General features: G+C 50.3%; 17 protein-coding genes. 15 read left to right on the top strand and 2 right to left on the bottom strand.

Features of this window, described 5'->3' with window-relative positions:
• Positions 1–770 precede the first annotated feature (770 nt).
• From rpmH to FED52_RS13770, 4 genes are all read left to right on the top strand, one after another.
• The gene (rpmH, locus tag FED52_RS13785; RefSeq protein WP_015880216.1) at positions 771–905 is read left to right on the top strand and encodes a 50S ribosomal protein L34; all 135 of its coding nucleotides are present in this window, start codon (positions 771–773) and stop codon (positions 903–905) included.
• A 167-nt stretch (positions 906–1072) separates the two neighbouring features.
• On the top strand, positions 1073–1426 hold the full coding sequence (gene rnpA / locus FED52_RS13780; protein WP_034780297.1) for a ribonuclease P protein component: 354 nt from the start codon (positions 1073–1075) through the stop codon (positions 1424–1426).
• Between the two features lie 102 nt (positions 1427–1528).
• A complete protein-coding gene (gene yidC, locus FED52_RS13775) occupies positions 1529–2389 on the top strand; it encodes a membrane protein insertase YidC (RefSeq protein ID WP_034780298.1) in 861 nt (286 codons plus the stop codon).
• Between the two features lie 121 nt (positions 2390–2510).
• The gene (locus FED52_RS13770; RefSeq protein WP_138860250.1) at positions 2511–3053 is read left to right on the top strand and encodes an HdeD family acid-resistance protein; all 543 of its coding nucleotides are present in this window, start codon (positions 2511–2513) and stop codon (positions 3051–3053) included.
• Between the two features lie 16 nt (positions 3054–3069).
• Here the strand turns inward: FED52_RS13770 and FED52_RS13765 are convergent, their stop codons facing one another.
• A complete protein-coding gene (locus FED52_RS13765; protein WP_138860249.1) occupies positions 3070–3822 on the bottom strand; it encodes a nucleotidyltransferase domain-containing protein in 753 nt (250 codons plus the stop codon).
• 170 nt (positions 3823–3992) lie between these two features.
• On the opposite strand from FED52_RS13765, the gene mnmE reads away from it, so the two are divergent.
• From mnmE to FED52_RS13740, 5 genes are all read left to right on the top strand, one after another.
• Positions 3993–5372, top strand: a complete 1380-nt coding sequence (gene mnmE / locus FED52_RS13760; protein WP_034780303.1) for a tRNA uridine-5-carboxymethylaminomethyl(34) synthesis GTPase MnmE — start codon at positions 3993–3995, stop codon at positions 5370–5372.
• A gap of 15 nt (positions 5373–5387) precedes the next feature.
• Positions 5388–7274 (top strand): tRNA uridine-5-carboxymethylaminomethyl(34) synthesis enzyme MnmG, encoded by a 1887-nt coding sequence (gene mnmG, locus FED52_RS13755; protein ID WP_138860248.1) that lies wholly within the window; start codon positions 5388–5390, stop codon positions 7272–7274.
• A gap of 4 nt (positions 7275–7278) precedes the next feature.
• The gene (rsmG, locus tag FED52_RS13750) at positions 7279–7995 is read left to right on the top strand and encodes a 16S rRNA (guanine(527)-N(7))-methyltransferase RsmG (protein ID WP_034780307.1); all 717 of its coding nucleotides are present in this window, start codon (positions 7279–7281) and stop codon (positions 7993–7995) included.
• A 79-nt stretch (positions 7996–8074) separates the two neighbouring features.
• The gene (noc, locus tag FED52_RS13745) at positions 8075–8953 is read left to right on the top strand and encodes a nucleoid occlusion protein (protein ID WP_167491866.1); all 879 of its coding nucleotides are present in this window, start codon (positions 8075–8077) and stop codon (positions 8951–8953) included.
• A 49-nt stretch (positions 8954–9002) separates the two neighbouring features.
• On the top strand, positions 9003–9785 hold the full coding sequence (locus tag FED52_RS13740) for a ParB/RepB/Spo0J family partition protein (protein ID WP_138860246.1): 783 nt from the start codon (positions 9003–9005) through the stop codon (positions 9783–9785).
• Here FED52_RS13740 and yyaC read toward each other — a convergent pair.
• Entirely contained in the window at positions 9758–10384 is a 627-nt protein-coding gene (gene yyaC, locus FED52_RS13735) for a spore protease YyaC (protein WP_138860245.1), read from the bottom strand. The genes FED52_RS13740 and yyaC overlap by 28 nt on opposite strands.
• 169 nt (positions 10385–10553) lie before the next feature.
• Between yyaC and FED52_RS13730 the strand changes: the two genes are divergently transcribed.
• The 6 genes from FED52_RS13730 to rpsR all read left to right on the top strand — a co-directional run bounded on the left by FED52_RS13730 (position 10554) and on the right by rpsR (position 14174).
• Positions 10554–11492 (top strand): mechanosensitive ion channel family protein, encoded by a 939-nt coding sequence (locus FED52_RS13730; RefSeq protein ID WP_138860244.1) that lies wholly within the window; start codon positions 10554–10556, stop codon positions 11490–11492.
• On the top strand, positions 11482–11685 hold the full coding sequence (locus tag FED52_RS13725; protein WP_034780313.1) for a DUF951 domain-containing protein: 204 nt from the start codon (positions 11482–11484) through the stop codon (positions 11683–11685). The genes FED52_RS13730 and FED52_RS13725 overlap by 11 nt, the downstream gene beginning before the upstream one ends.
• Positions 11686–11837: 152 nt before the next feature.
• Positions 11838–12938 (top strand): redox-regulated ATPase YchF, encoded by a 1101-nt coding sequence (ychF, locus tag FED52_RS13720; RefSeq protein WP_034780315.1) that lies wholly within the window; start codon positions 11838–11840, stop codon positions 12936–12938.
• Between the two features lie 130 nt (positions 12939–13068).
• A complete protein-coding gene (gene rpsF, locus FED52_RS13715) occupies positions 13069–13356 on the top strand; it encodes a 30S ribosomal protein S6 (RefSeq protein WP_021067861.1) in 288 nt (95 codons plus the stop codon).
• A gap of 37 nt (positions 13357–13393) precedes the next feature.
• Positions 13394–13903 (top strand): single-stranded DNA-binding protein, encoded by a 510-nt coding sequence (gene ssb / locus FED52_RS13710; RefSeq protein ID WP_024371077.1) that lies wholly within the window; start codon positions 13394–13396, stop codon positions 13901–13903.
• Between the two features lie 40 nt (positions 13904–13943).
• Complete coding sequence (rpsR, locus tag FED52_RS13705; protein ID WP_015880232.1) at positions 13944–14174, top strand: 30S ribosomal protein S18; 231 nt, start codon at positions 13944–13946, stop codon at positions 14172–14174.
• The last annotated feature ends 1 nt before the right edge of the window (position 14175 follow it).

Genomic DNA, 14175 nt, shown 5'->3' with positions numbered 1-14175 from the left:
GAAAGACCTCCTTTACTCACATGTTGGCGAAACTTATTCACATGATATACACATTCACTATTCTATAGTAGATACTAGGGTTATCCCCAGAGAACAAAAACTGTGGATAACGTTATCCACATGGTGTTGATGTTGGGGATAACAGTTATCCACAGCCTGTGTATATCTTGGAATTGCTAAAAGTTCATCCACAAGTTTGTGCACATTCAGTTTATCAAAATAAAATAGACGTGGCAACGGTTTTTGATATTTATCCACAGACGACCAAAAGAATCCACAGGCAGTTATCCACATGCTGTGTACAGTGTGGATAAACTGTGGATATGTTGTGGATAATTGTTAGTAAGCAAAGTTGTGGTCAGAAAAGTTATACACAAAAGAGGAAGAAGGAATGGAGAAGAATATTTTTTTAAAAGAAGAAAATGAAAAATTAAGAAACGGCATGCTTAATTTGTTGAAAAAGAAGGAGTTATTCACATATAAGTGTGGATAACTCTTGGGATATGTGGATAAAATGGCTTAAGACAGCTGTTTGTAAAAAAGTCACTGTAAGATTGTTAATTCTCGATGTTACTTAACGCTTCCGTTTCTTCTAAATCGTGCCATCCAGAGATCGTCTCCCCCTCCCCTGGCAATTGATTTCGCCCTAATGGAAAACCTAACGAAAATTCATTGACAATCTGGGGAACTGTTTATATAATCTTAAAGACTGCCTTAAATGAAACTATAACTTGCTAATAGAGCGTTAACCTTGAGGAGGTGCTTTAACCATGAAACCAACTTTCAATCCTAACAACCGTAAGCGTAAGAAAGTCCACGGATTCCGTGCTCGCATGGCGACTAAAAACGGCCGCAACATTCTTGCAGCTCGCCGTCGTAAAGGTCGCAAAGCCTTGACTGTCTAATAAAGATCATGAGATTGCCCGAGGATTTTTCCTTGGGCAATCTTTTTTTATATCGTCACAGAAGTCACACAAACGGACGGAAAAAGCTGATTCGCCCTCGTTGAAACGAATGGGATATGGTATGATGTTAGTTGACGATTTTTGAAGTGAAGGATGGAGTGAGAATTTTGAAAAAAGAATACCGCCTGCAAAAGAATGAAGAGTTCCAAGCGGTGTTTCGTGAAGGACGCTCCGTGGCCAATCGTCAGTTTGTCGTCTACACGCAAAAAGCGGATCAAGCGCACTTCCGGGTCGGACTTTCGGTCAGTAAAAAGCTTGGAAATGCCGTGGAACGAAACCGGATGAAACGATTGATGCGTGAATCACTTCGCTTGCTCGAACCAAACGTGGCTCCGCACAATTACGTCATCATTGCGCGCAAACCTGCGACGTCCCTTACACAAGATGAAGTGACGGAAAGCTTGAAACACGTCTTTAAACGGGCTAAAGTTTGGAAACAGAGACAAGTCGATCGATCGTAACAATCCGAGCTCGTTCTTTCATATATAATGCGAACTAATTAGGATTGACCGATAGACGTGTGATGAAACAAAAGAATCGATAAAGAAAGCGTAGGAGGAACTATGAGCAAAAAGCTAAAATTAGGATTGTTGGCCGTCATGACCGGCGTCATCATGTTGATGGCTGGTTGTGTCGACCCATCGACGATCCAAGGAGAGCCGATCACGGCTGAGACGGAAGGCTTCTGGTCGAAATACTTTGTTTGGCCATTGGCATGGTTGTTGAAAGAAGCGGCTTACTTAATCGGTGGGACGTGGCAGTACGGATACTCGATCATCGTTGCGACGATTATCGTTCGTCTCTTGATTTTACCGCTTATGATCAAGCAGACGAAGAGCATGGGTGCGATGCAAGTGTTGCAACCGGAAATGCTCAAGCTTCGTGAGAAGTACAGCTCGAAAGACCAAGAGACGCAACGCAAGCTTCAAGAAGAAATGATGAAGATGTATCAAGAGTATCAAATCAACCCGCTCGCGGGCTGCTTGCCAATCTTGATTCAAATGCCGATCCTCTTCGCGTTCTACGATGCGATCCGTCGGACACCTGAAATCTTTGAAGCGCAGTTCCTTTGGTTCGACCTCGGGGCACCAGATCCGACGTTCATCTTGCCGATTCTCGCGGCAATCTTGACGTTTGCACAGCAAAAAATTTCAATGGCGGGCCAAGAACAAAACCCACAATTGAAAATGATGCTCTACATCTTCCCGGTGATGATCTTCGTCATGTCGATTACCCTTCCGGCTGCCCTCTCGATGTACTGGGTCGTCGGTTACATCATCTCGATCATCGTGACGATGGCAATCATGCTCCCGATGCGTGAGAAGATGAAAGTCCAAGCTGAAGCGAAGATTGCGGCGAAAGAAGCAGAACGTGCCGCGCTTGCTGAAGAAGAGAAGAAGACGAAAAAGAAAAAACGTAAATAAATCCTAAGGCTGTGGATAACCAATCCACAGCCTTTTTTTGTCGCTTCGGATGGATAAGGGCCGAATACGGGAATAAAGGAAGAAGTGGTCTACTTCGTTACATCGGAAAGGGGTCTTTCAAATGGAGACGCTTATCAAACGGTTGGAACGGTCGACATTCATTCAGGCAGCACTTTATGTCATCATCGGTTTACTCATCATCTTATATCCACGTTTCTTTTTTGATGCGATTGTCTATGTGGTCGCGGCTTATTTTGCCATCATCGGTCTAATCGCCATCGTTCAAGGGTTGCGCCACAAACGAAACGGCCTCCCACCCGGCTTTTTTATGGGAATCATCTATCTATTGATCGCCTTGATCGTCTTTTTCTTCGCCGAGACGTTAGCGAGCCTGCTTCCAATCTTCATCGGTGCCCTCTTCTTGTTCGGGGGGATCATCCGGTTGATTCAAGCCGTCGGATTTCGCCGGACGATCGCCAATCGGTGGATGTACTTCATGCTGAGCAGTCTATTGTGGATTGGGATTGGCCTGCTCATGTTGGCGAACCCGTTCGATAGCCTGCTCGTCTTGTTCCAATTGTTCGGCGGTTTTCTCATCGCCGTCGGGGTGATCGAATGGGTGCTCTATTTCACGCTCCGCTCGTCGAGACGTCAGCAAGCATAAACGAAAGCCGCTCACATCAGGAGCGGCTTTTTTCACGGGTGACGAGTCGGTCCAAAAACGGACGAATCACTTCGAACGCAACGGTCGTCTCGAAGAAGGGACGCTCGGCTTCGAGACGGGAGATATACCAGCGAGCGGCTGTCGCATGATGGTCGGGTGTCAACGCTTCATAAAAGGTCCGGATTTCAATCCGCTGCCGGGCGGCCACGTCTTTCAACCCGAGCGCGGCCCGTTCAGGTTCATAGTGAGCGGCAAGTGCGTAAGCGAAATGACTCATGCCTTGCCGGAGCATCTCGACGGCCCAGACATCGTTGCCGCGGTCACGGGCTTTCGTATATTGGAAAAAGAACCAAATCGCATCAAACACGTGTCCGCTCAAATTTTCAACAGATAAAGTGAGCGAACTCGGGTGATGTTGCAGTCGGTGTTCCGGATCGTACAGCACCGTAATTGTGTCTTGATGGTTCAACGTGTCCGCCGTCACCGTGAAGAAGTCGAGATGCAAGAAATCATCATAGACGACGATCAGTTGCGGGGCCACGATATCGATTTCGTCCTCGAGCAGGATCGGGCGATATGTGGCCAGATGGTCGCGGCGGCGCGGCAAGAACTCATTCAGGCTGTCAGGGGCGACCATGACGTACAAGTCGACATCGGAATGTTCGTCCGCTTCACCACGTCCGAACGATCCTTTCAAGAAAATGGCCTGCACATCCGTGTCGGAGATGAGGCTGTCGGTCAATGTGGCGATGGCATCTTGCTGTCGCATTTCATCACGTCCTCCATGGAAATATATTCCTTTATTGTACTAAAGTAATTCCTTGAAATGCAACCGTTGCTCGAGAGGTCGGACTCTTTCGTTCGAGACAAATATCGTGTATAGTAGGTGCGTTATGCATAAGATAGAGGAAGTAGTAAGAAGTATGGGAGGGAAAGATGATGCTAGAGTTTGACACGATTACGGCGATTTCGACGCCGATGGGTGAAGGGGCAATCGGAATCGTCCGCTTGTCCGGTGACCGCGCCGTCGAGACGGTGGGCCGTGTGTTTTCTGGAAAAGATTTGACGAAAGTGGAGTCACATACGATCCATTACGGAAAATTGAAACGTCCTGGCACGGACGAGGTCGTCGATGAAGTCATGGTGAGCATCATGCGCGCACCGAAGACGTTCACGCGAGAAGACGTCGTCGAAATCAATTGCCACGGAGGAATCGTCGCGGTCAATCGTGTCCTCGAGCTGATTCTTGAACAACCGGACATCCGCTTGGCAGAACCTGGCGAGTTCACGAAACGCGCCTTTTTAAATGGACGCATCGATTTGTCGCAAGCAGAGGCCGTCATGGATTTGATTCGGGCCAAAACGGATCGGGCCATGAACGTCGCCATGTCACAAATGGAAGGACGTTTGTCACGGCTTGTCCGCGAGTTGCGTCAATTGTTGCTTGAGACGATTGCGGCGGTCGAGGTCAATATCGACTACCCGGAATACGACGCCGAAGAGATGACCCAGGCCATCGTCGAAGACAAGGCGGGCGAAGTGAAACGTGTGCTCGAGCAACTGCTTGAGACGGCGCGACAAGGGAAAATCTTGCGGGAAGGTCTCGCGACAGCGATTATCGGTCGGCCGAACGTCGGCAAGTCATCGCTCATGAACACGCTCGTTCAAGAGACGAAAGCGATTGTCACGGAAATCGCCGGCACGACGCGCGATACGATTGAAGAGTATGTGAACGTCAAAGGCGTTCCGCTCAAATTGATTGATACGGCAGGGATTCGCGAGACGGAAGACATCGTCGAGCGGATCGGTGTCGAGAAATCGCGCAAGGCGCTCACGGGCGCGGACTTGATTTTGCTCGTCTTGAACGGGCACGAAGGTCTGACTGTCGAGGATGAGGCCTTGTTTGAGGCGATTGCTGGTATGAATGCGATCATCATCATCAATAAGACGGACTTGCCACAAAGTATGGATTCTTCTAAGCTGGAGAAACTAGCGGCAGGTCGCCCGATCGTGGCGACGTCTCTCTTATTAGAAGAGGGAATCGACGCATTGGAGAAGGCGATCTCGAACTTGTTCTTCGCTAAAGGCGTCGAATCACAGGATATGACATATATCTCGAACGCACGACACATTCAACTCATCAAACGGACGATCGAACAAATCGATGAGGCGCTCGGAAGTGCCGTCATGAATTTGCCGATCGATATGGTCCAAATCGATTTACGACGGGCGTGGGACACGCTCGGCGAGATCAACGGGGACACCGTTCAAGAAAGTTTGATTGATCAACTCTTTTCACAGTTTTGTCTTGGGAAATAATAAGGAGGAACAACTATGGCTTACACGGCAGGCGAGTTTGATGTCATCGTCATCGGAGCCGGTCATGCAGGGATCGAGGCCGCACTGGCGTCGGCACGCATGGGCGCGAAAACGGCGATGCTCACGATGAATCCGGATATGGTCGGATTCATGTACTGCAACCCATCGATCGGTGGTCCCGCGAAAGGGATCGTCGTTCGCGAAATCGATGCCCTCGGCGGCGAGATGGCGAAGGCGATCGATGCGACATACATTCAAATGAAGATGCTCAACACATCAAAAGGTCCAGCAGTGCGCGCATTACGGGCGCAAGCGGACAAATTCCAATACCAAAATCATATGAAGAAAGTGCTTGAAGACGAACCGAACCTATTGCTTCGTCAAGCGCTCGTCGAACGACTTCTCATCGAAGACGGGAAAGTCGCCGGTGTCGTCACGAATACCGGTTCGGAGTACCGCTCGAAAGCGGTCATCGTCACGACGGGTACGTTCATGCGCGGTCAAATCATCATCGGCGAGTTGTCGTATGAGAGCGGTCCGAACAACCAGATGCCTTCGGTCGAATTATCGAAGCATTTAGAAGAGCTCGGGCTCGAACTCGTCCGTTTCAAAACGGGGACACCACCACGAATCGACGGCAAGACGATCGATTACTCGAAGACGGAGATTCAACCAGGGGACGACAATCCGTCGCTCTTCTCCTACACATCGAAAGACCTCGACCCGATCGAGCAAATCCCGTGCTGGCTCACCTACACGAGCGAGCGGACGCACCAATTGATTGATGAGAACTTGCATCGTTCGCCAATGTACTCAGGTGCCATCAAAGGGACGGGCCCGCGTTACTGCCCATCGATTGAAGATAAAGTCGTCCGGTTCAACGATAAACCGCGTCACCAAATCTTCCTCGAGCCAGAAGGTCGCGACACGGAAGAAATTTACGTGCAAGGCTTCTCGACGAGTATGCCGGAAGACGTTCAGCATCAAATGCTCCGGACGATTCCAGGGCTTGAGAACTCAGAGATGATGCGCCCTGGATACGCGATTGAGTACGATGCAGTCGTACCGACGCAACTTTGGCCGACACTCGAGACGAAGACGGTCGGCGGATTGTTCACGGCAGGTCAAATCAACGGGACGAGCGGCTATGAAGAAGCGGCCGGACAAGGAATCATGGCCGGAATCAACGCCGCATGCCAAGTGCTCGGCAAAGATCCGGTCATCTTGGACCGCTCACAGGCGTATATCGGCGTCTTGATTGACGACCTCGTGACGAAAGGGACGAACGAGCCGTATCGCTTGCTCACATCCCGTGCCGAGTATCGGTTGCTCCTGCGTCACGACAATGCGGACCTTCGCTTGAGCGACATCGGTCATGAAGTCGGTCTATTGTCACCAGAGCGTCATGCCCATCTTGAAGACAAACGAGTCGCGATTGCGGCAGAAGTAAAACGTCTCAACGGACTCGTCATCAAACCGTCGGCTGACGTGAACGCCGTGCTCGAAGAAGTTGGCGCGAACCCGCTCAAAGAAGCGACGCATGCCAGTATTCTTTTGAAGCGGCCAGAAGTGACGTACGCGACGCTCATGCGCTTTGCACCGGCCCCGATCGAAGTGCCGTTTGAAGTGGCGGAGCAAGTCGAGATTCAAGTGAAATACGAAGGCTACATCTCGAAGCAGCTCGAGCAAGTCGAGAAGATGCGTCGGATGGAAGAAAAACGGATTCCGGAGAAACTCGATTACGATGCAATCGGTGGTCTTGCGACGGAAGCGAAACAAAAACTAAAACAAGTTCGTCCGCTCTCGATTGGACAAGCGTCACGTATTTCCGGGGTAAACCCGGCGGACGTTTCGATCCTTCTTGTCTATATCGAGCAAGGACAATACGCGACAGTGGAGTGAAACGATGAACCAATCCCAATTTATTGAGGCGCTGCAGGCAGAAGGGTTTGAATTGAGCGAGAAACAACTCGCTCAGTTCGAACTGTATTTCGAGATGCTCGTCGAGTGGAATGAGAAGATGAATTTGACGGCGATCACGGACAAGGAAGAAGTGTATTTGAAGCATTTCTATGACTCGCTCAGTGCGGCGTTCCATTTCGACTTCGCAAACGTGGATACCGTATGTGATGTCGGTGCCGGGGCTGGATTCCCGAGTTTGCCGCTCAAAATTCTATTCCCGCACCTTCACGTGACGATTATCGACTCGCTTAACAAGCGAATCACGTTCTTAAACGAACTCGCGCTCGCGCTCGGGTTAGAAGGTGTGGCGTTCCATCATGGACGCGCCGAAGAGTTTGGAAAAAATAAAAAATTTCGTGAGCAATTTGATGTCGTAACCGCCCGTGCAGTTGCCCGGATGACGGTGCTCGCCGAGTACTGTTTACCGCTTGCAAAAGTCGGCGGAACGTTCGTAGCGCTCAAAGCAGCGAAGGTTTCTGACGAGCTTATCGATGCGAAAAACGCCTTGGCCGTGCTCGGTGGGAAAGTAAAAACGACACACCAGTTCCTATTGCCAGGAGAGATGAGTGAGCGTAATATCGTAATTGTAGATAAATTACGAAAAACGCCTGGGAAATATCCACGTAAAGCGGGTACCCCAGCGAAAGAGCCGCTAATCTGAGCAATAGTGTTTCACGTGAAACTAAAAGCAGATTCCGGTAGTGGAATCTGCTTATTTTTTACATAGAGGGGTGCCGACGTTGAAGAAAACATTTGCTAAACTGTTCGGAAGTCGTCCGGAAGTAGCCGTCGCGGAACTGGCAGAAGTCAAATCGAATGATGCTGTCCAAGAAATTGCCTTATCGTTGCTTTTACCGAACCGTTATCAACCGCGTAAAGTATTCGAGCCGGCTAAAATTGACGAATTGGCCGTCACGATTGACGAACATGGTCTTTTGCAGCCGATTGTCGTTCGCAAGGCGGAAGGGGATCGCTACGAGATTATCGCTGGGGAACGCCGCTTCCGCGCCGTTAAATCGCTCGGCTGGTCGGTCATTCCGGCCATCGTCCGGGAGATGGATGACGATACGACAGCTGCCTTGGCGCTGATTGAGAACTTGCAACGCGAACAGCTCAGTCCGATTGAGGAAGCAGAGGCGTATGATCGTCTGCTCGCCATGAAAGGTCTGACACAAGACGCGCTCGCGAAGAGTCTCGGCAAGAGTCAGTCGACGATTGCCAATAAACTACGCCTGTTGAAATTGCCGAACGACGTCAAGCAATGTTTGCGCGACCGCCAAATCAATGAACGTCACGCTCGGGCGCTTTTGCCGCTCAAAGAGGAAGGACTCCAGCTCCAAGTGCTCATGGAGATTATAGAGCAGGACTTTAACGTCAAAGAGACGGAAGAACGCGTCGCCTTCTTGACGACACCGATTGAAGAAGAGAAGCGGAAACCGAAAAAGCAACGCCGTCGGACGAAAAGTTTCGCACGTGACACGCGAATCGCCCTCAATACGATCCGGGACTCGGTCAGTTTGATCGGAAAGACCGGGATTGAAGTCCAGACCGAGGAAGTCGAAGAAGACGAATTTGTTGAAATTCGAATTCGAATCCCGAAAGCACGGCCACAAAAGTGAGCCTGTGCTTTTTTTATAGCTATCAGTCAGAAGGAATGGAGGAATCAGGATGGAACGGTTACCGATTAAACACATTCGTCCCAACCCGAACCAGCCCCGTAAGCAGTTCGAGCCAGAAAAGCTAGACGAGCTCAGGCAATCGATTGAACGTTATGGTGTGTTGCAACCAATCGTCGTCCGTAAAGCGAGTGGGTTTTATGAAATCATCGCCGGCGAGCGCCGGTTTCAAGCTGCGAAGTTAGCCGGCAAGACGGATATCCCGGCATTGATTGTCACGGCCGACTCGGACCGCGTCATGGAACTCGCCTTGATTGAGAATATTCAACGTGCCGACTTGAACGCGATCGAAGAGGCGCTCGCCTACGAACAGTTGATGCAAACGCTCGGATTGACCCAGCAACAACTGGCCGAACGCGTCGGCAAGAGTCGGAGCCATGTGACGAACAGCCTCAGACTGCTTCGGTTACCGAATGCGGTCCAGCATGCGGTCATGGTCGGTGAGTTGACGATGGGCCACGCCCGGGCCATCACCGGCATGAAATCGGTTCAGGCGATGGAACAGATTGCCCGTCGCGTCATCGCCGAGCAATGGACGGTCCGACGGCTCGAGCGCTATTTACAAAAAGAGCGCATTGAAAAAAAGACGCTCAAACGCTCGGACGCCGACGTGGAAGCCGTCGAGGCGGTGCTAGCGGAACGTCTTCAAATGGATGTATCGATTCGCCCGCGTCGAAAAGGGGGCGTCCTCGAGCTGAAGTATTTCTCGCAAGACGATTTGGAGCATTTGTTGACGCTTTTATCGCCTCAAGATTTCGATTCGTCGCGAGATTGACGAAGCCGGGTAATGGCTGCCTCTTCTTGATGGAGCCGTCCGATTCGTAAGTCGAACTCGACGAACCCGTCGGTGATGAAACGGGCCAACTCGTAGACGAGATGTAAGCGTGTGTTCTGCAAAATCATCATCTCCATAAAGCCGCTCACGTTGACGACAGCTTTGATGTTGTATTCACCGACCGAAGGGAGCTCTTTTTGGACGCCGGCGCCAGGAGCGAGCGGCCCTTCCGAAAAGAAGATATACCCGACACTCGACAATCGGCCGAGACAGGCGTCGATTGCAATGATGAGGGGGCGGTGAAATCGTGTCTGAATCTCGTGGAGCGTCTCGACGAGGTTCAAGGCATGGACCGGTTTTGTCAGTGTCCCGTAAACATGGATATTGCGAACGGACCGTTCTTCGAGGAAGGTACCGACGAGCGGTCCGAGTGAATCCCCCGTGGAACGGTCGGAGCCGATACACACGAGGACGATGGGACGATGCGTCTCTTTCGCCAACTGGTCGTGCAGTTGATCGGCAAAGAGCTTGGATCCACTCCGTTCGGTATGTTCGATGAAGAAAGAGTATGGTTTATGAGGTTTTAGGCGAAACGGCATGAATCTCATCCTCTCTTCTAAGCTGCCTACGTCTAGTTGCAATTGCGGAATGAAACCGTATTATCCCATTCCCGGAACACCGAAACTTATAACGTCCGGATGTAGGGTTTGAGAAAAGTCGTCAATTATGGTTTGATGAGTTAGAATCTATAACTTTAGAGGTGACAACATGGCTTCACAAAATACAGATACAGACTTGAGCACAGTGGCCGATGAGACGATTGATAACGTCAATCGGTTCGTCGCTTATTTCCAAGACACGGAGATGTGGATTGGGCTCGGCATTAAATTGACAGGTGTCGCGCTCATCATCTTGGCGCTTTATGTGGCGTCACGCATTTTGACGTCGATGGTGCAGCGCGTGTTCGCCTTGCGCAAAATCAAAGAAGATAATATCGTGGCCCAGCGCCAAAATGAGACGCTGTCAAAACTGGCTCAAAACACGATTCGGTACGTCCTTGGCTTGATTATGATTTTGACGGTGCTAGGCCAGTTCGGCGTCAACATCGCTGGTTTGATCGCATCGGCCGGGGTCGCCGGTCTCGCCATCTCGTTCGGGGCGCAGAACTTGGTGAAAGACGTCATCACGGGCGCCTTCATCATCTTTGAAAATCAATACAAGAACGGGGATTACGTCAATTTGAATCAACAAGTCGACGGGACCGTCATCGAAGTCGGGATTCGGACGACGAAGTTGAAGGGATTGAACGGGCAAGTGACGATCATCCCGAACGGACAGATCATGCAAGTGACGAACTACTCGCTCGAGAACAGCGTCGCGGTCGTCGATATCGGTGTCGCCTATGAAGAAGACATGGGCAAAGTCGAGAAGGCGTTGAAAGAGATCGCGAAGACGGTCGAAGAGAAGTATCACGACTTGTTCATCGAGCCGATCACGCTCGCCGGGGTCCAGTCGCTCGGACCATCGGAAGTCGTCTATCGTCTCATGGCCGAAGTTCCACCGACGCAACACTTCGCGGCCGGACGGATTTTGCATAAAGAGTTGAAAACCGGACTTGATGAGCGCGGAATCGAGATCCCGTATCCGCGGACCGTCATGATGCCGCCAACCACATCGACTAAAGGAGCGCCCGAAAATGCAGGCTAAATCGTATGAGTTGAACGATTTTGTAGAAATGAAGAAACCACACGCCTGTCAGACGAACCGTTGGCAGGTGACTCGGGTCGGGATGGACATTCGTATCAAGTGTCAAGGCTGCGGGGCGAGTGTACTCATGCCGCGCCGCGACTTTGATAAGCGATTGAAAAAAGTGCTTCCACAAGAGAACGCCGCTGAATAAGTGGCGTTCTTCTCTATGTTACAACCGTGAGTTGCGGTTTAATCGAGGACTAACTATAATTGTGAAGGATGTGACGGTGTGGTGTACTGAACGTACCCACTCCACAGACGGATCAACATTTCCCGGGAAAGCCGGATGAGGAGGAAATACAAGTGGGATTAACAGCAGGAATCGTCGGATTACCGAACGTCGGGAAATCGACATTATTTAACGCCATCACGCAAGCCGGTGTAGAGGCAGCCAACTATCCGTTCGCCACGATCGACCCGAACGTTGGGGTCGTCGAAGTACCGGACGCGCGTCTTGACCGGTTGACGGAACTCGTCAAACCGAAGAAGACCGTACCGACCGCATTTGAGTTTACAGACATCGCCGGAATCGTAAAAGGTGCGTCAAAAGGGGAAGGGCTCGGAAACAAATTCCTGGCTAACATCCGTGAAGTCGACGCGATTTGCCAAGTCGTCCGTTGCTTTGAAGATGACAACATCACACACGTCGCGGGTAAAGTCTCACCGATCGATGACATCACGACCATCAACCTCGAATTGATTTTGGCCGACCTTGAATTGGTCGAGAAACGCATCACACGCGTTCAAAAAATGGTCAAGTCGAAAGACAAAGGCGCAGCTCAAGAGCTCGAAGCACTTGAAATCGTTCAAGCAGTCCTCGAATCGGAGCGCCCGGCTCGTGTTGCTGAATTGACAGAGGATCAACTCGCTATCGTCAAACATTTCCAGTTGCTCACGATGAAGCCGATGCTTTACGTCGCGAACGTGAGTGAGGACGAAGTGGCTGACGCGGACCAAAATCCTTACGTCCAAGCAGTTCGTGAACACGCCGCGACAGAAGAGGCGAAAGTAATCGTCATCTGTGCTCGCATCGAGGAAGAAATCTCAGAACTCGAGCCAGAAGAGCGCCTTGAGTTCTTGCAAGACCTCGGCATCGAAGAGTCGGGGCTCGATCAATTGATTCGTGCCGCCTACTCGACGCTCGGTCTCGCCACATACTTCACGGCTGGTGAGAAAGAAGTGCGCGCCTGGACGTTCAAGCAAGGCATGAAAGCTCCACAATGTGCGGGCGTCATCCACTCTGACTTTGAACGTGGGTTCATCCGTGCCGAAGTCGTATCGTATGAAGACTTGTCAGCTGCCGGCAACATGACGGCAGTTAAAGAACAAGGGAAACTTCGCTCAGAAGGAAAAGAATACGTCTTCCAAGACGGCGATGTTGTCACGTTCCGCTTCAACGTTTAAGCCATTTTCCGCAAACGTATTGTAAAATGAACAGAAGTTTGATAGTATATTATGACGTGAGTAAAACAATTGTTTGCTCCTTGCTCCTACAACCGGTAGGAGCCGTTAGTCCAAGAGGAGGTGAAAGATAATGCGTAAATACGAACTTCTTTACATTATCCGTCCATCAGTTGATGAGGAAGCTAAGAAAGCTTTAATCGAACGCTTCAACAACGTCATCACTGAAAACGGTGGTACTGTTGATAAAACAACAGACATGGGTAAACGTCGTCTCGCTTACGAAATCAACAAGATGCGCGAAGGACACTACGTTCTTCTCAACATCACTGCTGAGCCTAAAGCGATTCAAGAAACAGAGCGTCTCATGAAGATCTCTGATGACGTTGTCCGTCAAATGACAACTAAAGACGAGCGTTAATTCTTAACGCTTCATATTGCGAAAGGGGAGCTTTGAGATGATTAACCGAGTTGTGTTAGTTGGTCGATTGACACGCGATCCAGAAATGCGTTATACGCAGAGCGGGATTGCCGTAACTCGCTTCACTCTCGCTTGCGATCGTCCATTCACTGGACAAGATGGGAAGCGCGAGGCGGACTTTATTGATTGTGTCGTTTGGCGCAAACAAGCAGAGAACGTAGCACAATATTTGAAAAAAGGCAGCATGGCCGGCGTAGACGGTCGCCTTCAAATCAGTAGTTACGAAGGTCAAGATGGCCAACGTCGTTACCGGGCAGAAGTCGTAGCCGATAGCGTACGCTTCCTTGAACCACGCGGTGCTTCAACGCAACGTGATACAGCACCGGCTGGAGATGTCTTCGGTGGTGGTGAGTCAAGTGGATCAGGATGGGGCGCAGCCGCTTCTTCGACTTCATCTCAGTCCTCGAACTCAAACAAAGGTTTTGAAGCTGACCCGTTCTCGGGTGGCGGAAAAATCGACTTATCGGATGACGATCTACCATTTTGATCGCGTCGATTCGAAACTAAACTAAAAAGGAGGTCTTCACATGGCACGTCGTCCAGGAGGTCGTCGTCGTCGTAAAGTATGTTTCTTTACGTCGAACAACATCACTCATATCGATTATAAAGACGTAGAATTGCTCAAACGCTTCGTTTCGGAGCGTGGTAAAATTCTTCCACGTCGTGTGACTGGTACTTCAGCGAAATACCAACGTCCACTTACTGTCGCTATCAAGCGCTCACGTCAAATGGCTTTGCTTCCATACGTTGCAGAGTAAT

Origin of the sequence: Exiguobacterium mexicanum, assembly GCF_005960665.1 — a bacterium.
Classification (GTDB): domain Bacteria; phylum Bacillota; class Bacilli; order Exiguobacteriales; family Exiguobacteriaceae; genus Exiguobacterium; species Exiguobacterium mexicanum_A.
Note: the sequence above shows the minus strand (reverse complement) of the source record. Positions and strands in the feature narration are given on the sequence as shown.